Consider the following 19,690-nt stretch of genomic DNA (forward strand, 5'->3'; position numbering starts at 1 on the left):
CTTTACAGCATGGGCTTTTTTGTTGATCGCAGCAAGCTGGATTCATCATTTATAAACCAGTTTGACACTGTTCTTGCTGGTTTATCATCGGTGATAAAATCGGCATCATGCCTTTAAGTACTTGTAATGGCAGTGCTGAAGTAAAGCTAAAGTCGTCAGCCTTCTCCCCTGGCACAAACGCCGTTAAGGTACCAAAATGACGATCGCCTAAATAGAACACAAACGTTGCGGTACGGTTTATAGCGGTTGAAGACACTTTACGGCCATTACGAATTTCAGTCGCTATACGGTTATCACCTGTACCCGTTTTACCACCCATAACAACAGCCTGGCCATTGCTATCCACCAAGCTGCCTTTGAGCCTTCTCGCAGTGCCATTTTCGACCACATTTGCCAGTGCTTTTTTCAACGCTCGCGCAACTTCTTGATGCATTACTCGTGTAACAGTTTGCTTATTATTGGCCAATGTCACCTCATATGGAGTGTCCTTGGCAAACTGCAGCTCATCAATTCTCACTGTAGGGTAACGATAGCCATCATTTTGAATAATACCCATTAACTCAGCCAATGCTGCAGGTCTGTCGCCCGAGCTGCCTAAAGCTGAGCCTAATGAAGGCACCATGTATTCAAACGGATAACCCATTCTCACCCATCGCTGATGAATACTTAAAAAAGCTTCAACTTCTAACATCACTTGAATACGCACATCACGTGCATTTTGATGACGCGTTCTAAACAGCCAGCGATACACTTCTTGTAGCTGCGGCTGCGCATCCTCTAATACTTGAGTAAGACCCGTTTCTGGATAGTCATTTAAATAACGTAATACCCACAGCTCTAACGGGTGCACCCGCGCAATATAGCCTTGATCAGCCAAATTGAACTTTTCTTCGCCATACTTGTTGTACAGCACATTAATTTGTTTATCAGTAAAGGTTTTTGCTGGTAAACGCCCTGCAAGAAAAATCTTTAACTCACGGGCACCATCGTAAGGTTTTAAATAACGATAAACCGCCGTTAACTTGTGCTCTTGTTGTTGAATACCATCAAATAACACCTCAAGACGTTGCTCTGGTACAAGCTGACGATACTTGCGATAAAAACGTTTTACAAACGAACTGCCCTCACGCTTAGCAAATGCTTTTAGGTATTCTTCACGGCGCGGATCTTTGTCGTTACGCAATAGCTGCGACACACTGCCTTCACTATTATAACTACTACTGTAATTAACAATGTCTTGCATTAAGCGCACAAAAGGCAAGTTTATTGACTCTTGCAATGCTTGATATAATGTTGGTACGCGGCTGTTTTCTTTTTTATTAAAATTGTTAAATACATGCAAACCACCACCGGTGAAGAAACGTTCTTCTGGTGAAGCCGAATATTCGCGCTGCAGTGCTGCATCTAACATTCGGGTTAAATTACGGTCACGGGTAGTAATTAAATAATCAACTACCCAGCGTGTAATATGGTCTTTACGTTCCACATCCACTTGGCGTAAATCAGCCACCGTCATTGCCGAAAAACGCTGTTGTAATTCGGCAATAATGTCTAAATATGTCGCTAATACACGTAACTTAGCCGTTGAACCAAGCTCCAACTTACTGCCTTCGTTAATATCAAACGGCTGATCAATACTGTCGGTTTGAATCCGTACCCGATTGGCGCTGTCGGTGCTTTCATATAAGGTAAAGCTGTACAACACTTTATCTAACTGCTGCACAGACAGTAAACGCTCACCCAGTAGTCCGATACGTTCAGCCGAACTGGGCTGAGCTAAACTACGTAAGTAATCACTAACTTGTTGTTGCAAGTCACCATGAAAGGTACTGTTAATAGATAAATCGTAGCGATCGAGATCAAATAAACTTAATCCCAACATACCCGCAGTACGAATACGTACCGCATTAACCCCTTTATTGTTAGCGAGGTTAGTCGTCGCTAACTTACTAGAATTAAATTGTAATGTTTGCTCAAGTGCCGACACCATCAATTGCGTTTCAATCAGACCATCACCGCCCAGTAAACGTAAATAGCTGTCTACTAACGATTCTAAATCCTCATGACCTTGGCGTAAGTAATACGACGGCCGACGCTGAGCAATCATTAAGGCCACGATTTGACGAAACACCTTGCCACGCTCAGCAGCATTTTGCTGAGTATGACGGCTCAATAGTATTTGGTTAGCTTGATTAAAATCTGTTTTAAACCAGGCCCATAAGCCATCACCAATGCCATGAACTTCACCAAACCCTGGCGCCGATGATAATGGCACTGTGTTGAGATAATCTTGTACGATACGTTGGCGAGCACCAATGGTGCTTTCACCCTGCTGATACACTCGCACAATTGCCGAACCAATTTGTAATAACTTATCCTTGATACTCAAGGTTAAGCCGTGGTTAGAATGCCTAAATTTTTCAATTTGGGTGGCCAAGGTACTGCCACCCGCTTTAGACATATCAGCCCCAAAAATACCCGCTACCTGGCTGGCGGCAGCCAACACAAATCGAGGCCAGTCAACCACAGGATTGTATTTAGCTTCTGGACTCAACATTTCACGGTTTTCGATAAACAATAAGGTATTAATGATTTGGTCGGGGATTTTATCTTGGTCTTGATACACTCGTTTAGGATAGGAGAAATCGAATACCGTCATGTCACGGCAATCTTTTATCATTAAGCCTGATTGGGCTTTTTCATGATACGGCGGGAAAAAACCAATATTGGTATAATCCATCAACATTGGTGAAAATGCCACTTGCTGAGTGATTTGATAATTACGCTCAATTAAACGCGCTATTTTCTGCGGTAATTGGCTATAACCATGGCGATCATCAAAAGGACCATACTTAGGATAAATCACTGCATCGCTGCGATAATCACGTACTTTATAGGTTAATTTAGTCGCATATTGATGCAAAAAATAAGATTGATAATACGATGTCCGCACCTCAAACTCGATCAGATAGGCTGTTGCTAACAATAATACGATGAATAACCAACCCGCTTTACTGCGACGAACCGGAGCCGGTTTGGCGGAAGATGTATTAGGTCGATAATTATCAAACTGACTGTCTGTATGTGGACTAGACACAAACTCTCCATCTAACGCATAAAATCACAATAACGCACCATTTAACTTTTGGTTGAGATGTTCAATACATCGCGTAACTAATTGTGATAATTTTATCAGATGGGTAAAGCTATTAGATATAGACAAAAATAACTAAATGTTGTTTTTTAGCCCATTAAAGACCTTATTAACACAATATCGATATTTTTATATAAAACACTTACCCAAGTCTAAGGATTGTTTTGGACAATAGCACTTCAACAGCGACTATTTATCCGCCATTAAGATTAGGTTTAGCCATGTGGTCACAAAACCAATGGCAACAAACCGTCTACGGCAATAGCCAAGCACATCGGCTCGCGCGCTATGCCGAAATATTTAATACCGTTGAAGGTAACACTACTTTCTATGCCACGCCGTCGTTACAGAATGTACAAAATTGGTACGCCGCAACCCATGACGATTTTAAATTTACCTTTAAACTGCCCAAGCACATCACTCATGAATTACAGCTACAACATGCAGGGCCGGCCCTACAACAATTCTTTAGCGTAATGGAACCGCTAATTAACCGAACCGGGGTGTGGAAAATTCAACTTCCGGCCAGTTTTGGGCCACAATCGTTGCCACAGTTAGCACAATTTTTAACTCAAGTGCCACAAGGCCTAACCTATGGCGTCGAAGTACGTAATAGCGCCTTTTTTGCTAAAGGTGAAGCAGAGCAAGCATTAAACCGCTTACTCATCGACAATAACTGCAATCGTATCATTATGGATACGAGGCCTGTTTTTGCGGCCGCGCCAACCACAGCCGCAGTGATAGATGCCCACCAAAAAAAGCCTAAAGTGCCAGTACACGCCATTGCAACCGCAAACAATCCTGTGGTGCGCTTTATTGGTCATCCGCAAGCGGAAGCCAATATACATTTTTTCCAAAACTGGCTTAAACAGCTGCCTTTATGGATCGCGCAAAACAAACAACCCTATTTGTTTATCCACACCCCAGACAATCACAATGCACCGCAATTAGCGGTCGATTTGTACCGTTTACTGCAACAACAGTTGGCACACAGTGCATCAGTATTGGCCGACATTAACCTATTACCTCAACAACAGCACACCACAACGCAACTGGGTTTTGATTTGTGATACTCACCTATATGACATAGGAAACCTCACGACTGATAATAAACGTTTATCAAACAGCTCTTTGTCCGGTTATTTTATGATATTATCTGCGCCGATCCAGCCTGCCTTTGCAGTGCGTTTATGTTGATAAAGGAACCACCATGAGTGAATCTGCAACCCGTCTAAATAAGTACATTAGTGAGAGTGGTATTTGCTCACGCCGTGAAGCAGACCGCTACATTGAGCAAGGTAATGTTTTTATCAACGGTAAACGCGCCAAAATTGGTGACAGCGTCGAATTTGGCGATAAAGTCAAAGTGAATGGTCACGATATCGCCCCTCGAGACGAAGCCGATCTTGTTTTCATCGCCCTTAATAAACCAGTAGGTATTGTGAGTACCACCGAAAATACCGAACGCGATAATATTGTCGATTTTGTAAACCACAGCGAACGCGTATTTCCGATTGGTCGTTTAGACAAAGATTCACAAGGGTTAATATTTCTCACCAGCAATGGTGACTTAGTCAATAAAATTCTCCGCGCAGGCAACAATCACGACAAAGAATATGTGGTCACGGTTAATAAGCCGATCACCGAAGCATTTTTACAAGGTATGCGAGCAGGCGTGCCGATGTTAGGTGTCATCACTAAAAAATGTAAAGTTGAACAAGTTTCAACGTTCGTATTTAACATAATTCTAGTTCAAGGGCTTAATCGTCAAATTCGTCGAATGTGCGAACATTTCAACTTTGAAGTGACCAAGCTAGAACGTCAGTCAATTATGAATGTGTCGCTTAAAGGGCTGCCTGTAGGAGAATGGCGCGATTTGGATGAGCAAGAACTCAGCACGCTAATGAAGTTAATTGAACATTCATCTTCAGAAGTCAAAAACGCGCCCAAAAAAGCCAAGAAAAAGCCGACTCAAAGTTTACGAGATAAAATTGAAGGTCCAGAGCACTTTATGCAAGGTCGAGGCGCGAAACCTAAAAAGCCGGTGGCGAATAAAGGTAAACCAAGTCATTCAAGAAAACCTAAACGTTGATCCAAAAAAACAGCATAAGTGATACACCGCTTAGGATAAGCTTACGGGTTAAAAATAATCATTTTACCGTATGCAATAGTCTTTTTATGTTGTAGGATACTGCTCTGAGCATTATTTAAACAATCAATATTGCTCAAATGTAAATAAAACATCGGTTTACAGTAAACATTGTATAATCACTCATGCTAATAGATTACACAAAATGCATTTTTTATTGATTTGATACATGCTAGTGTTGCTGCAAGTTTTCAATAAATAGCACAAACAAACATCGAAAAAGTATAAAACAACAGCAAACGGACGCTGGGTTTTTAAACAAGGAATGTGACATGTTCAGCAATAACCTTATAATCGTAGATTTCCCTGTCCATCTTCATGGACAATTTCAAAATCTCGCTAGTTTGATTGAATTTAACTTAATTCCAACCAATGCGAACTGCGCGTTATCAGAATTGTCTGCTGCATCAAATGCCGAAAATGGCAGCGCCATTATGGTTCATTATCTTGATAATCCATTACAAGAAATTGGTTACTTATCTGCTGAATTATTTAAAAGCGACTTGCACATTGCATTTTGTTCTGCTTTGAATGTAGAACTAGAAGTTATCCTTATTTCATCTGGATTTCATGGCGCCATTAGTGTCTCTGACTCTATCGCTCATCAAATACAAAGCATTAAACAAGTACAAGATGGCGACATTAGCTTTAACCCTAAAGCCGTTTCTAAATACATCCTCCAAAGAAAGCGTATTCCATCATCAGGTAATCGAGCCAAAATACTTGCCGTCACCACAAAAAAAGAACAACAAGTCTTATCACTTATACTGCATGGATTAACCAACGAAGAAATGGCCAAAGAGCTCAACATCTCTGTTAATACCGTCAAAATGCACGTACAGAATATTTATAAAAAAACCAAGATTAAAAACCGTGGCCAATTATTTGCTTTCGCTGCCAGTTAACTTATTTACACCTAACAATTCAACTAAAACCGAAAATAAACTCACCTATGTATCCCTTAAGAGATATATAGCTAAGTTACTTAATATTCACTCGTTAGAATTTTCTATAACAGGTGAAAACATTTCACCTCATAATGTAAGGACACATTAATGCACCATAAAAGCATATTAGCCATATTAATCTCTGGCGCACTCTTAGTCGGTTGCGGTTCATCTGACGACGATTCTAATACCGAAATCACGCAACCAGATTTAGGCACACCAACAACGCCCGTATCAGAATACGATCACCAGGTAACCGGTTTAGCGGTATATCAAGGTGCATTATCTGGTGCGACTGTTTGCGCCGATTTAAACCAAAACTTAGCCTGTGATAGTGATGAACCTTTTACTATTACAGATGTTGACGGTAACTACCAAATTGATTGGAAGAGCGAAGTCGAAACCCCAGACTATTATTTAGTGGCTAACTGGCAGGCGGCGACAGCAACACAAGCAATCCAAGCCCGCTCTTTAGCACTTAAGGTTAAAAATCCAACCACCCGCGCTACGCCAAAATCTATCGTTAGTGACGCAGGAAAAGGCACTTTAATCGCTAGCCCACAGTACAATGGCGCGATTAATAACCTGACCCATATTAAACTCTCCCGGGTGATTGAGATGAAGAGTCAAAGTCTGTCTAACAGTGATATTAGTCAATTATCGGCTGAATTAGACACTCTATTGGCTATTTTGTATCAATTAGATGCAGACTCCTTGTATTCTATTTCAGCGGAAACATCAGCCTCAGCTAACTTTATGCGCATAGACTATGCCATTGCTTATTTACAGCAAGTCATCGCAACTCAAATCCCAAACTTAATCGCTGCAGAAAAAATTCTTGCAGCTACTTATGCTCAACTTTGGCAAATATTAAGTGATAGCGGCCTTTCTATCGAAGAGTTCTTCTCAGACGACATATTTACTTTAGCCGCAAATATACTCTTTAGTGATTCAGCTATCGCATTAGGATTTACAGAATTACCGATCGATTCACGTATTTTGTCACAAAACGATTGGGATGTTGTGCTAGGTAATATCATTAATGATAGCGGCTTTGCTAATACCTTATCGCTAGCGTTGCTGTCACAGTTCAGCACATTCTCACTAGACAATGATGAGACAGGAAAGACTGTTATAGGATCAGCCTCTATTGACGGAATTGGGTATGTTACCGAATTCCCTAAAGATATAGGTGAACAAGAAATAGAAATAGAATGCTGGAACACAACCCATAACGGTTGGTATACCATTGCACCATTGCCGACGACTGAACCGTTTATAGATGGTAATAGTTACAAAACAGTGTATGAATCAACAGATGTTAATGTCACTATTAATGTAGAAAAAATACTCACACCAAGTGATAGCTGGAGCTCAATACTTAACATTATTCCTGATAGTCTTAAATTCAACACGCTAAATTGGCCACAAACATTATATTCTATAAACGTATCTCAAGAAGCTGATGTCATGTGTCGTGAAGTCAATAATTATGAAATCTACGACCTTCCTGATTACGAGACGGCTGATATGATCACAGTTGATGATATCGCTAGAGCACAATTTGATAGTTTATATCCAGAGTTTATCATCGTCGATGAGCAACAAAGTAAGATCACTCTGCTTGATATTAACCTGCAACCAGAAACGACATTTACAGTAGAACGCAGCATTAGCCCAAGTAATCAGCCATTTATTATTACAACTGAGGACGCTATAAATGACAAAGTTGCTGAGCACATTCTTCCGACATATTATTTAGTTGCAGATCAACAGTTAATTGAAGTCAATTTAAATAAAGCTTTCGACACGAAAGACGCAAACAATCAACTAATGATGACTTATGACAATTCAGAACGCTTTACCCAAATATTATACAATCATTTATTGTCACTAAAAACAACACCATAAGAGGCTTATTGCTTACTCGCAATGTAAAAAACCATTAGCAAAAGCTAATGGTTTTTTATCATCAAGCCACAAATATTAGCCTGCTTTAATCATATCGTTTTCTTTATCAATAAAACGACCAACAATCGCTAAGACTAAATCAAACACACCATAGACAAAGGACCGTTCTGCTGCCATAAAAATGATGAATCCCTAATGCACTAAATATGCTAGATAGAATGACTGCTATAGCATACACCCCATCCAACTCAATAACCTGTTACTTATTAACAATCAACAAAGTAAACACTGCCAATATGTAAAGTGACATATTAGATACTGGCATTACAGCTCATCACCATCTTCTTCAGCTTCCATACGCTCAACATCTTGCTTGGTGTAACCCATGGCTTCGGTTATATAACACATTTTCACCAGCTGAAACATTTGCACAAAAGAGCTAACCCGTCCTGCATGCATTTGTACATTTAATAATGCCATGGTGGCACCTGCATCATCGCCGGGTGATACTGTAGCGCTCAATTCAGATAACGACTGGTTATTAGCAGAGACCTCATCAATGAGATTGTTATATTCTGTGACGTTTTCAGGCAAATTGCAGGTAGATGTTTCAGGTAATTGCGATAAAAACTGCTCATACTCTTTTACAAACAACCTAGCTTGCACCAACGTCTGCTCACCGAGTGCTTGTAATTCTTGCACCTTGCCACTTTGGAATACAGCCGACGCATTGCCAGAATCCATAAGCTGATTAAACTCTTGCATCAAGACTAGCTGCTTATCGGATAGCACTTTTGCATCTTGCGCTATGGGTTTGGTTTTAGCTTCAAATGCATCAATAGCAGCTTGGTTACTCGCCAATGCAGCAAAGCTCATTGTCGTAATGGAGGTAGTCATGGCCACCAGCAAGCTGGCTTTTTTCATCATATTCATCGATAACATCCTGTTAGTTGAGTTTTAAATAAGTGCTTATAATAAATCCAGCGTTTAGTGTTTCAGATATGGCATTAACCAACTGTGAATCGCATAGCTGTGCTCTGTTGGTAATCTAAAAGCTAACCATTCGGCACCCAATCGAGTCACTAAATACGTATTTCGGGTAATGTTTACTACACCAATGATATCTGAACGTTTATAGGTTTTTTCGTTAAACACACCATGTTTAACAATCAAAGTATCATTATAAATTCTGAGTTTTGTCCCCGCTGCGCGGTAAAAAAATACCCAAGAAAAAAAGCCAATCAGTAACGCTGATAAAGCATATTGAACTGGCAAGGATATATAAAGCGTAAAAACGGATTCAGAAAAGAATAATATAAATATCGACATAAAAAATGATATGCCTATGGTACTCATCGCAAACAACCAAAATCTTAATGATGTAAAAGGCATGCCGCCGATAGTTAGTTGCTGAAAGCCTGATTCACGTACTAAATCACCTGTTGGAAGTGCAGTCGGCTTATGGTCTTTTAATAACCCTTTGGTATTAAATTTATGCCTTTTATGCTGAACAACTAATGCCAAATCGGTATCAAAGTGTTTTTCAAAAAACATCACAATATTGATCATGGTTGAAACATTTCTGATAGTGATATGCCATTCAGGGAAGCTATAAAACTTAAGCGCATAATGATGCCTAACTATTTCTTGACGATCAAAAAAAGCGTTAAATTCACCGGTAATGAAACCAGACATTTCGAGTAATGAAAGATTGTTATTAGTCACTATCTCTTTTTCTTTGGTTATACCGAACCAGGACTTTGTTTTCACCACCTCTTTACGGATCGCATCAATCGTTAATCGGTTACGCTTAAACATAGGGAAGAATAAACAACTGCCGACAAGGGCTATAATGAGTGGCATAAATATCTCACCGGTATCTTGGTAGCCAAACCAACCTAAATAAATAACACCTGCCCCCATGGCGGCCATACCAATACCAAAAATAAAGTCGATAATGCCACCAGTATCTTGCAGCACAATGCAATCATCAGTCTGCTTACAAATTTTATAACTCATAAATCCCTTTAATATGCTTTAGGTATTAAAAAAGCAAAGTGACGTGGTTTAATTGATACGACTAGCCTAGGTCACTATGTCCATTATGTGCTTGTTCTAGCTTATCAACAAAACGAGTCAACTAGCGGTTTGAGCTCATTTTTATTGTTAATCTAACTGATTTATAAACGGTATGTTGCAGAAATCTGCTATTTGCTTACCAAGCGATTGCATTCGATATAATCCCCCATACTCAAACCTTAACGGTTCAGTTTGGGTGTGCATCACGATTAATAACTCGTAAGCACGACCGCCATTATTACTTGCCCTGCGGCGTAATTGCAGCGCTGCAATATTCCTGATGGGAATAACCTGCTGAGTTAATAAATAGAGGGAGCTGATTTTGGTGGTAATATGCTGGCTTTGAAGATCAAATGTGACTTGTCGCTTTGCAAATGTGAAATGCCACCAGAGTAGCGCAAGAGTTGAATACATGAACACCTCACTATATGTGTGTTGCGCAATCCCCATCATGACAATTAAAAGCATACAAGCAAACAGGCAACTAAAAAATACTCGGGTGATAATGTGTAAACGAGTCTTGGCCATAACGGCCATTGTTGGTGATAGTGGTTTAAAAAACATGCTATAAGCCTCCGATGTATTTCATGGAAAAGCAAAATAACAATATAAAAGGTAATGGGTATAACAGCCTTAATCCAATACGAACTTGCCAAAGTGGTTGGATAAACATTGACGGTGAATCAATGGAATTTGTCTGCTTGGCATTAGCTTTATGCAAAGAGTTAGAGTTAGAGGTAGGCATATCCATGGTATAAATGCCTTGAGAGCCCGATTCAGCCAATGATACGGCTGGCACATGAGTATCTAAAGTATGGATGTTAGGAAAGTCAGTAACTTGCTCTTTTGCTGTAATATTAAAATTTTGTGCAATAAATAACACAAGATTAGATGCTTCTTGAAGAGTACCAATCATATAGCTGGTACCGTTTAATCTCATGCAGTATTGGCTTCTGTCATTAACATTATGCAGCAAGATTAATTCAGTTGACTGCAGTGACTCACAGTTATTTTTTTTAAAATAATAACCTAACAATTGTAATTGCAAAAAACGTTGATGAGTTGCGCGGTCAAACACGAGGTAATGTTGGCACAAACCTAACAATATTAGCGTCGGTAATAATAACGCCACCACAGCTTGATAAAAAAGTTGCTGGTTTCCATCAAGTGTTAAAGTCATTAGCACTGATGCACACAGAGGTATTAGCCCAAGAAAACAAAACGCCTTACAAAAATAATGCCTTTTAGTGGCAATGCGTAATTGCTCTGGTAACCCTACCGGATTGATAAATTTATACTGTTTAGGTAATTGCGAATACTGCATTTGTTATCCTTAACAACGATACGAAATATTATTTTATAAATAGAACAGCTAATTGATTTTATTTATCTTTATCTAACCAATCGGGTAAACCATCATCATCTTGATCAACATTAAATGAGTCGAAATACCCAAGGTAATACTCTTGCGTATCCCAAATGTTATCTTTATCAGTATCGTGCGTTAAGTTATTGATACCCATTGCAGATTCCAGATCATCACTGAGCGCATCTCCATCTCTATCAATAAAGATTGTGGCATTGTAGGTAAAACTCTCTTTGCCATCAAAATCAATGTCATTAACACCGATGTGATACTTTCCGTCTTTTAAGATCCCAACGTTAATTGCAATAATTTTCAATGCGTTACTTATTGGTATCTTACCAAAATTCAATGCCATACCATCTTCGCCTGAAAAATAGATATTTGGCTTAAAGCCAGAGTCATCATTGTAGTGAAGCACTAGGGTATAAAATTCATCTTTCGATATTTGTCTATACCATTTCCCAGAGGTTTCACGTTTATAACACTAACTCTGTCGTGCTATGACAACGTAAATGCTTTTGCTGTTAAACCAAATAACGAATATATAGCGAGTACAAGCCAAAGCCTGTCATACCTAGTAGCGCTATAGCCATCGGTATGAGTATGTAAAAACGCCATACCGCTGCTATTTTTGGGATTTGCGTCAACGTTGCACTGTAGCCGAGTTGAGACAGTGCAATAACAAATTTATTACTATCAAATGTTTGCCCGGCTAACGTAATGCTTTCACCGTTACTCACATCAATGTTTACTCTAAATACAAAAGGTCGCCTGTATTGCCTCCGGGTACTGTCACCATCGCCAGCTTTATACCAATTCCACTCAATATTAATTGATTTAATCGCAGACTTTTCTATCTGTCTAACTTGCTTGTCCTCAAAATACACTCTTGGAATAACAAGTGAATTTTCGCTGATAACAATCTCATTAGGAGTCGATATACCCTGTGTATAATGCTTATCGCAAATGAGCTTTCGCCTTACAGCAGACACAGCTACCCCAAATAAGGCAACCACTATGGCCGCTACGATATTATGGCTGGAATAAAGGATAAACAGGGCGGCCATAAAACTAATATAACTTGAAGCCCAGACTTGATGAAAGTATTGCCGAGGTAAAGGCAGCATAAACAGTGTGACGGGGTATTGTAATTTTATCGGGTCGTTAAATAGCTTAATCCCAATAAAGGCTTTTACGGTATCTAGGTCGAGCGGAACTGAACTAAAGGTTGGCCAATCTTTACGACTAACGCTATCAAATTGACCGACAACATTAATCCCCTGCGACATTAACTCTTTTCGACATTGTTGCACCAATGCGGGCAACTTATGTTGCTTCACTTTTAACGATATCGATATCGGTTCAGAAAATTGAGCTTGTTGACTCTCTTTAACATGCAAAATCACTTTATAAGTATTATGCACTTCTTTTAACTCAATATTTTTTATTATTGAGTAATCAACATCTTGTTGTTGAAGGGAATAAATGGATTTCCTCCCTAACTTGAAACCATGGAACCGTGTTAACACCTTGCGTGAGGCATCAAAGCACCATCGACATTGATAACTAAACGCTACCAACATCGACAATATACTGAGCATTAAACGCCCGACAGTTTCAGCCGAAAAAGAAAAGACACTTACCGCCAACACCACATAAACTAGATTAAAGCATATAAAAATCCACTTTATTTTTTCAACGGCTGACACAATTGAAAATGATGACGCGGTATTCAATAACGTCCCTGTTAACTTGTTAAACATCCTATTCCTTAATCGTATTTAACTTACTAGTGTTGCTGTCAGGTACTACTAATATAAAGATGCCACCCATTTTTGGAATTCATTAAATTAAAAAATATGAATAGAAATAATATTAACAGCTTGTAGGTTGCGACACCAATTATCATAAGTGATGTAGAATAAAACAATACACACACCATATAGTGTAAACGGAGTGAGCGGAGATAAGTCATGTAAATGACTTAAAATCATTATAAATTTAACGGAGATACCAATAAAACCATCAAGCTAGTCAATGCAAAATGAGCTAGTATAGGGAAAATTAACACCACTACATGTAACTGATACTTCATCGTCCACCGTCGCTGAGTCAATTTCATAGGGTAATTAAAATAAACTAATAAATAAAAAATACTTTTTAATGGGTAATGCAACATATCAAAATTTAATTCCTTACCAGAAGCTAAACAAATAGTAACTTGATATACGGTGCGAATAGAATGGCCTTTATTGGTTTGAACATTATAAATTACATCTATTTCCTTTATATCATTTTTCGATAATACCAATTGTCCATCTGGCTCATTAACCAAGCTGTTTACCGGTAATGAGACTGTTCGAGCACTAATATGACAACGTTGCAGGGCCTCTATTTTATATTGACGTCTAATTAAAAAATGACGTAATACTAAATGCCCAGGAACAAAACACAGATTAATAATGACAAAAATTAACGGAACCTCGGGGAACATTGGATATAACGATATCGCGCTAGGCGTGATAAAAGGCAACAATCCCATCAAAAGTAAGCCAACAGATAATAGTAACTGCGTCCTAACCTTTAATGGATAGAAAAATGTGATAATTTTTAGCGTGATATTACTCGCAGGGTTAAGTTGTTTTATACCTTTAAAGTAAGTTGAACCAAACCAACGTTCATCTTCGACAGTAAGCTTTCCTTGCATATAAAATGTCCTTTTTACTGCATAACAAAAATTTAACCACTATGTATTAATGCGCCCGCTTGGTGTTAAGCGGATTATTTTAATAGATTTGACATCTATATCAGCTTTTCGAATCCAAAAAATTAACCTTCCCATTTTGATTAGTATCACCACTACCTTCAATCAAATCTGAAATACCGTCGCCGTCAGAGTCTGAGTCAAGCCAATTGGGTTGTTCATCATTATCTTGATCAATCGTTGAATTCAACATACCAAAAATGAACTCTAAACCATCAAGGATCTTGTCTTGATCCATATCATTTTCAAGTAAATCAGAACCTAATGCACGCTCTTTCATATCATCGAATGAATCAACATCAGTATCGTTAAAAAATACAATTTCGTACGAAAGGTCTGGCCCCCCAGCAAAATTGTCATCGATTAAACTCAGTTGATAAATACCTGCGTCGTAAATAGGAAAATTAACCACGTACACATTCGGTTTAGTGTACTTATATAAAAATATTGCATCAATCACTAGTCCGTCAGCGTTTGAAATGTACACTTGTGGTTTAAATCTCGCTGATGAAGTTTTGAAAACCGCTGTGTATTGTTTAAGCTCAGTTGTCACAAACTTAAACAGATCACCTTTGTCCAATTCAGAGCTTATGACCCCTTGTACTCTAACCCCTTGATCAATTTCTATCCGCGTAGCGATGCCAGGGTAATCGTTCGGTTCCTGTTCGATGAATAGCGGATATTTACTCTTACTCGCATCAAATGGATAGTCATCTTGCTCATCGAGCACGCCATCAACGTCCTCATCTTTGTTTTCCCAGGTACCAATAAGCCTACCTAGATCGGATTGAACCACTTGATTTGGTGAAATAACAGCCTCTATAGAATCAATTGCAGTAGTAGGAGTTTCCGGTTGCTGCACACCCTCAGCTAAATCACGATTACAACCACTCATACCTACGCTAGCAGCTAACAACATTGTTAACCAAAGTACATTATATTTCATTGCCTATATCCCTATATAAATCCATTTTTCAATTTTTACTGATGTTATTCCAAGCTCATCTTTACGTTAATAACAATCTAAAAGGTGCTTGCATCCGCACAGTTCACCTTACCAAACCTGAGTTAAATCACTCTCCCCCGCTATTGACTACCGTTGACTACAGTGCATTACAAACGAGCGGTTCTGGCGTAAAAATACTAAGCAGAGGTTTTGCCTAGTCAAACACTTAAGTCATTATAATCTGTGAGGTAAGCAATACGATATATAACAGAAACATCCCACCTAAAAATGTCAGAGGTATTGGATAACGATAACTGATTTTTGGAGAATAACGCTGCTGTATGTATTCGATAAGCTCAGGTAATGCTATTACGTTTACCCGAGATAAATTAACCACTTCGCCATTGCTTAATATTAGACGCGCGTGGGTGTATATCTCGCCCTTGGCGGACGAGTTAAAAATGGCGCCGGGTTTGACATAGCGATAAATATGATAAAAACGTTGAATACGAATTTCTTCAACCCGACTAAATGGCACATATCCCGTAGAATGCCGCCCCATTAATGCCGTCGGTAATTCAATGGCCTCTTTTGTTAAGATTGCTTTCAAACCTTTCTTAAAATGAAGCATAAAATGGCTAACCAGAATGACGGCTAATGCAGTAAACGTCGCCTCTAATACATATTGATAATAATCCAATGCTAATAACCCCAATGGAATACTCACTAAACACAGCAAAAATAGCGCCCAAGTGTAGTTAGATAAGGGCCACACTATTCTATTTGATGTTAAAACAACCTTATGCTGTTGTGCCAATTGGTCTGATAAAGAGGATGTGTTGTTAAATTTTCGGAGCTTGTTTGCTATCCAAGGCATAAAAAATCACTGTAGTCTTTTATTTGAAAATATAAAACGACTAACAAATGTCAGTCGTTTTAGTTTGTTTTTATCATCTAAAGTCTAAATCGCGTTTAAAATAAACCACTCATTTGACTCTTTTTCACGACCCAATATACATTCATAGCTTACGGGTCGCTCCTGTTTAGAAAACTTAACATGAGTTAGAATTGAGCGTTGTTCAGCAATATTAAATCCGGCATGCTTACTGTCGCTTGCAGGATTAGCAAGCTCGTTAGTGTCGACGACAGATACACTATCAACAGTCCCTTTTTCTGCAATTCTTCTAGCGTGTTTGACTTGCCTTTTTTTATGAAAATCAACAAATTTAGGATTACTTCTGGTTTTAAGGTAATAATATTGCAATAACGAGTCTAGCTCCCCTGCCAGCTTATCGTTGACAATGTTAACGCATCTTTTTTGTAAATCTTCATTAAACTGAGCTTCTGCAACACTGCTATTGAGCAATACAAATACCACTATAAAAAATAATTTGTACATAGCAACTTCCTTGTAAAATTAACCCGATTATGACTTTAATCACTATCAACTTTTATTTATCATTAACAAATTCCTGTTCACTGTCATCTAATAATTAACACCGCTCAATTACCCAGCACAAAATACATCCTTAGAGGTGTGCTTAAAATAAAAATATATCACTTATAATTAGATTGTTTTTAATTATGAGCACAATTCATTTACACCTTATTGATGTTTGAATATCTTATGATCACTTAATGTTATTTCACAAAATATTGGATACCACACAACAGGGAGTTGAAATGTTAAAACCCGTACTTATGTCATTGGCTGTTACTATTGCAGTGATGCCAGCGATGAATGCCTATTCGGCAACATCACAAGAATTATTTTCTGAGCCTAAAGAGGTAAAAGACACAAAAAATGAATTAAGGCACTTCACGCCTGTGCAATTGATCACGGCAATTGACGATAAAAATATTCAATCAAAAGAAGTGAAAGGTAAACTAACTAGAACCAACTATGAGCTACCGCCGTCTTATACACCGGCACATTTAATCAATAACTATAAAAATCAGCTAAAAGCGCTCAATGCCGAGATTATTTTTGAATGTGAACAAGCAAGTTGTGGTGATGAACGTAAGCTATCTTCATTTATCTCGCCTTTGACAAATATTTCCAGTAGCTTGCCATCATTAATAACAGCACATATTACCCTGCCTAAAAAACAAGTTTATGTGTCGATATATGCGATTAGCTGGCAGAATGCTACCAATTTAGAATTGGATATTATAGAAGTCATCGCTGAGCCATTAGATTTGGTGGCCACTAATCAAAGTTATTTATCACAAGCTGTGAGTGAAATAACGGTTAAAGACAATAGCGATAAAGATACTAAAAACTCGGCTGACCACCCAATGCTTAGCAGAGTCGCTGGAGCTTACATACAGGAATATATGACTCATGGCTTTAACCAAACCATGGTACTTGCTGGAGATAACTATAAAACGTTGGAACTGGAAGGGAAAGTTACCGATATTACATACATATTGCCACGTACTTACTCAGAATTTGAGATTGATGCAAACTACCATAACGCATTAACCAAACTTGGTTTTACGGAAGTTTATACCTGTTTAGGGAAGGAGTGCGGAAACGAAGATACATTAGAAACTAAGATAGCATTACATTCAGCAATTGGTCGCGAAGAAAACCAATTTTATAGACTCTATAAGTTAGAAAGAGCTGAAGGTAATGTTTACGCTATGGTTTACGTTATTGGGTTTTCAGGGCGATTATCCGCTGAAATCAGGATCATTGAAGAAACCATATTAAACAATAATCGTGTGGGAATTGATTTGCAGGGCTTAACTGACGAGATAGCCAAAACGGGCCATGTGGCACTAGACGGTTTGTTGTTTAAATATGATAGCGATGAATTACTGCCAGAAGCTTATCCGATTGTTGAAGTGGTAGCTCAATACCTACAAACACACCCTAAACAGCTGTTTTATGTTGTAGGACACTCAGACGACCAGGGCTCGCAAGCTTATAACCAAACCTTGTCAGAAAAACGCGCGACTGCAATTAAAACCCGTTTGATCAAACAGTTCTCTATTTCTGCACAACAAGTTGAAGCCAAAGGGGTTGGTGAGTACTCGCCTATTGCCAATAATCTTGATGAAGCGGGCCAGAAACAAAACCGCCGCGTTGAGTTAGTGATACGTTCAGATAATAAATAACCTCTGCTACAGATAATAGATAATTATCTCACTGGAGAAGTAATCATAGAAAGGCAGCCTAGGCTACCTTTCTATTCACTAAGAATATTTTACTTACCAGACACAAGGTTAATACGTAGTCTGTATTTAGTCCTGAATTTAGTTCTTAACTCAATCCTTAACTCTTAACTCTTAACTCTTAACTCTTAACTCATTATTGAGATTAACGCTGAAGCGTTAAATAACCACAATAATATCCATCAGATTGACAATAAAACTCCGGTAATAAACCAGCAATATTCCAGTAGTACCAATGATAATATTTCGTCATTGGTACTACTGAGTCCAAGCCTGAATTAACAGGTAACTACGCCATAAGTTAGCCAGTGTTACTTGGCTCGGCAGGTGGTTATTTGCAATATTTTACGCTGGCCGCTTTTGGCGTGCTCAAGCAAGCATGTATCAGCTTGCATAAATAATTGCACACTCTCTGGCATCTCGGTAGAGCGACCCATTAATAAACGACCATTAGTGTCTTTGTGCATTGCAGGTTCAATAGACAAGACACTGGTGTCTGTAAACGCGCTTTGAGCAATCATCACATGGTCTGTATTCAACAAACTGGCAATAGCCGCTTGTAGTTCATCCACACTGGCACTATTTGGCGACGTGATTAGCGCAGGAACCGCTCTATCGTTTCCGGCCGTTGAAGTACCACATCCCATAAAAGCCGTGGAAAACATCACTACAGCGATAAGGAAACCAGAAGGTAAACGGGACATTACATGGCTCCTGTCGACATTATCCGATTATTTTTAAGCAATGTTGAGTGACGGTCATCTTTCAACATAAAGCCTTTATCCATCATTGTTGGGGCCGCTGACACTTTAGCCGCTGATGACGTCAGCGCTGGACACTGGTTATTATCACGGTAATACAATGCGGCGCTTAAGAGTCGCTCATTGGTATCACCAAGCGCATGGTTTAAATCATCGCTTAGCGCACAACCTTTAATTTCACTGTCGAGTGTTGGACTTGTAGTGGGTACAAAACCATCTGAATAATCACCAAAACCTTTATCGTTCACACCTTTAAATTGAATGCTAAAGTAAGTGATGCCGCAGTTTGGTGTTGGGTAAAATCCATAAGGCTTTCCGCACGTTGTGCCACCAATTTGAATCAACATTAACAATGCCAACATTAACAATGCCACCCATTTTTATATGTATTAGTTCAATATATATATCAACATTAACAATGCCAACATTAACA

Annotated in this window: 18 protein-coding genes; 5 read left to right on the top strand and 13 right to left on the bottom strand. The window is 38.8% G+C overall.

The features are described 5' to 3' along the window. Positions 1 to 49 precede the first annotated feature (49 nt). Positions 50 to 3,097, bottom strand: a complete 3,048-nt coding sequence (locus AAEY98_RS20575; protein WP_351019252.1) for a transglycosylase domain-containing protein — start codon at positions 3,095 to 3,097, stop codon at positions 50 to 52. A gap of 221 nt (positions 3,098 to 3,318) precedes the next feature. Here AAEY98_RS20575 and AAEY98_RS20580 point away from each other — a divergent pair, with 221 nt between their 5' ends. The 4 genes from AAEY98_RS20580 (at position 3,319) to AAEY98_RS20595 (ending at position 8,161) form a co-directional block, all read left to right on the top strand. After that, positions 3,319 to 4,224 (top strand): DUF72 domain-containing protein, encoded by a 906-nt coding sequence (locus tag AAEY98_RS20580; protein WP_502959377.1) that lies wholly within the window; start codon positions 3,319 to 3,321, stop codon positions 4,222 to 4,224. Between the two features lie 140 nt (positions 4,225 to 4,364). Then, the gene (rluF, locus tag AAEY98_RS20585; RefSeq protein WP_351011404.1) at positions 4,365 to 5,246 is read left to right on the top strand and encodes a 23S rRNA pseudouridine(2604) synthase RluF; all 882 of its coding nucleotides are present in this window, start codon (positions 4,365 to 4,367) and stop codon (positions 5,244 to 5,246) included. Between the two features lie 329 nt (positions 5,247 to 5,575). Then, positions 5,576 to 6,208: a response regulator transcription factor gene (locus tag AAEY98_RS20590; protein WP_351019255.1), complete on the top strand. Its 633-nt coding sequence runs from the start codon at positions 5,576 to 5,578 to the stop codon at positions 6,206 to 6,208. 150 nt (positions 6,209 to 6,358) lie between these two features. Next, complete coding sequence (locus AAEY98_RS20595; protein WP_351019258.1) at positions 6,359 to 8,161, top strand: hypothetical protein; 1,803 nt, start codon at positions 6,359 to 6,361, stop codon at positions 8,159 to 8,161. Between the two features lie 324 nt (positions 8,162 to 8,485). Here AAEY98_RS20595 and AAEY98_RS20600 read toward each other — a convergent pair whose 3' ends face one another. The 10 genes from AAEY98_RS20600 to AAEY98_RS20645 form a co-directional block, all read right to left on the bottom strand. Beyond that, positions 8,486 to 9,094, bottom strand: a complete 609-nt coding sequence (locus AAEY98_RS20600; RefSeq protein WP_351019261.1) for a hypothetical protein — start codon at positions 9,092 to 9,094, stop codon at positions 8,486 to 8,488. 54 nt (positions 9,095 to 9,148) lie between these two features. Further along, a complete protein-coding gene (locus tag AAEY98_RS20605; RefSeq protein ID WP_351019265.1) occupies positions 9,149 to 10,180 on the bottom strand; it encodes a hypothetical protein in 1,032 nt (343 codons plus the stop codon). 147 nt (positions 10,181 to 10,327) lie between these two features. Then, positions 10,328 to 10,804, bottom strand: a complete 477-nt coding sequence (locus AAEY98_RS20610) for a hypothetical protein (protein WP_351019268.1) — start codon at positions 10,802 to 10,804, stop codon at positions 10,328 to 10,330. Position 10,805: 1 nt separating this feature from the next. Then, on the bottom strand, positions 10,806 to 11,564 hold the full coding sequence (locus AAEY98_RS20615; protein ID WP_351019271.1) for a hypothetical protein: 759 nt from the start codon (positions 11,562 to 11,564) through the stop codon (positions 10,806 to 10,808). Between the two features lie 58 nt (positions 11,565 to 11,622). Then, the gene (locus tag AAEY98_RS20620; protein ID WP_351019274.1) at positions 11,623 to 12,024 is read right to left on the bottom strand and encodes a hypothetical protein; all 402 of its coding nucleotides are present in this window, start codon (positions 12,022 to 12,024) and stop codon (positions 11,623 to 11,625) included. A gap of 106 nt (positions 12,025 to 12,130) precedes the next feature. Then, entirely contained in the window at positions 12,131 to 13,369 is a 1,239-nt protein-coding gene (locus AAEY98_RS20625; RefSeq protein ID WP_351019277.1) for a hypothetical protein, read from the bottom strand. 230 nt (positions 13,370 to 13,599) lie between these two features. Further along, positions 13,600 to 14,313 (bottom strand): hypothetical protein, encoded by a 714-nt coding sequence (locus AAEY98_RS20630; protein ID WP_351019280.1) that lies wholly within the window; start codon positions 14,311 to 14,313, stop codon positions 13,600 to 13,602. A gap of 100 nt (positions 14,314 to 14,413) precedes the next feature. Further along, on the bottom strand, positions 14,414 to 15,316 hold the full coding sequence (locus AAEY98_RS20635; RefSeq protein WP_351019283.1) for a hypothetical protein: 903 nt from the start codon (positions 15,314 to 15,316) through the stop codon (positions 14,414 to 14,416). A gap of 226 nt (positions 15,317 to 15,542) precedes the next feature. Then, positions 15,543 to 16,091 (bottom strand): hypothetical protein, encoded by a 549-nt coding sequence (locus AAEY98_RS20640; protein WP_351019286.1) that lies wholly within the window; start codon positions 16,089 to 16,091, stop codon positions 15,543 to 15,545. Between the two features lie 186 nt (positions 16,092 to 16,277). Beyond that, positions 16,278 to 16,715, bottom strand: coding sequence for a hypothetical protein (locus AAEY98_RS20645; protein ID WP_351019289.1), 438 nt, complete (start codon positions 16,713 to 16,715; stop codon positions 16,278 to 16,280). A 284-nt stretch (positions 16,716 to 16,999) separates the two neighbouring features. On the opposite strand from AAEY98_RS20645, the gene AAEY98_RS20650 reads away from it, so the two are divergent. Further along, complete coding sequence (locus AAEY98_RS20650) at positions 17,000 to 18,439, top strand: OmpA family protein (RefSeq protein WP_351019292.1); 1,440 nt, start codon at positions 17,000 to 17,002, stop codon at positions 18,437 to 18,439. 368 nt (positions 18,440 to 18,807) lie between these two features. On the opposite strand, the gene AAEY98_RS20655 is transcribed toward AAEY98_RS20650, so the two are convergent. After that, a complete protein-coding gene (locus AAEY98_RS20655) occupies positions 18,808 to 19,200 on the bottom strand; it encodes a hypothetical protein (RefSeq protein ID WP_351019295.1) in 393 nt (130 codons plus the stop codon). Beyond that, positions 19,200 to 19,619, bottom strand: coding sequence for a S41 family peptidase (locus tag AAEY98_RS20660; protein WP_351019298.1), 420 nt, complete (start codon positions 19,617 to 19,619; stop codon positions 19,200 to 19,202). The genes AAEY98_RS20655 and AAEY98_RS20660 overlap by 1 nt, the downstream gene beginning before the upstream one ends. Positions 19,620 to 19,690 lie beyond the last annotated feature (71 nt).

It is taken from the genome of Shewanella sp. AC91-MNA-CIBAN-0169 (genome assembly GCF_040310165.1).
Classification (GTDB): Bacteria; Pseudomonadota; Gammaproteobacteria; order Enterobacterales; family Shewanellaceae; genus Shewanella.

What these genes read in the sequence shown, in the direction of transcription:
- AAEY98_RS20650 (WP_351019292.1), top strand. Translation starts at nt 17,000, where the DNA reads ATGTTAAAACCCGTACTTATGTCATTGGCTGTTACTATTGCAGTGATG.
- rluF (WP_351011404.1), top strand. Translation starts at nt 4,365, where the DNA reads ATGAGTGAATCTGCAACCCGTCTAAATAAGTACATTAGTGAGAGTGGT.
- AAEY98_RS20600 (WP_351019261.1), bottom strand. Translation starts at nt 9,094, where the DNA reads ATGAATATGATGAAAAAAGCCAGCTTGCTGGTGGCCATGACTACCTCC.
- AAEY98_RS20590 (WP_351019255.1), top strand. Translation starts at nt 5,576, where the DNA reads ATGTTCAGCAATAACCTTATAATCGTAGATTTCCCTGTCCATCTTCAT.
- AAEY98_RS20660 (WP_351019298.1), bottom strand. Translation starts at nt 19,619, where the DNA reads ATGTTGGCATTGTTAATGTTGATTCAAATTGGTGGCACAACGTGCGGA.
- AAEY98_RS20625 (WP_351019277.1), bottom strand. Translation starts at nt 13,369, where the DNA reads ATGTTTAACAAGTTAACAGGGACGTTATTGAATACCGCGTCATCATTT.
- AAEY98_RS20605 (WP_351019265.1), bottom strand. Translation starts at nt 10,180, where the DNA reads ATGAGTTATAAAATTTGTAAGCAGACTGATGATTGCATTGTGCTGCAA.
- AAEY98_RS20635 (WP_351019283.1), bottom strand. Translation starts at nt 15,316, where the DNA reads ATGAAATATAATGTACTTTGGTTAACAATGTTGTTAGCTGCTAGCGTA.
- AAEY98_RS20610 (WP_351019268.1), bottom strand. Translation starts at nt 10,804, where the DNA reads ATGTTTTTTAAACCACTATCACCAACAATGGCCGTTATGGCCAAGACT.
- AAEY98_RS20595 (WP_351019258.1), top strand. Translation starts at nt 6,359, where the DNA reads ATGCACCATAAAAGCATATTAGCCATATTAATCTCTGGCGCACTCTTA.
- AAEY98_RS20645 (WP_351019289.1), bottom strand. Translation starts at nt 16,715, where the DNA reads ATGTACAAATTATTTTTTATAGTGGTATTTGTATTGCTCAATAGCAGT.
- AAEY98_RS20615 (WP_351019271.1), bottom strand. Translation starts at nt 11,564, where the DNA reads ATGCAGTATTCGCAATTACCTAAACAGTATAAATTTATCAATCCGGTA.
- AAEY98_RS20630 (WP_351019280.1), bottom strand. Translation starts at nt 14,313, where the DNA reads ATGCAAGGAAAGCTTACTGTCGAAGATGAACGTTGGTTTGGTTCAACT.
- AAEY98_RS20655 (WP_351019295.1), bottom strand. Translation starts at nt 19,200, where the DNA reads ATGTCCCGTTTACCTTCTGGTTTCCTTATCGCTGTAGTGATGTTTTCC.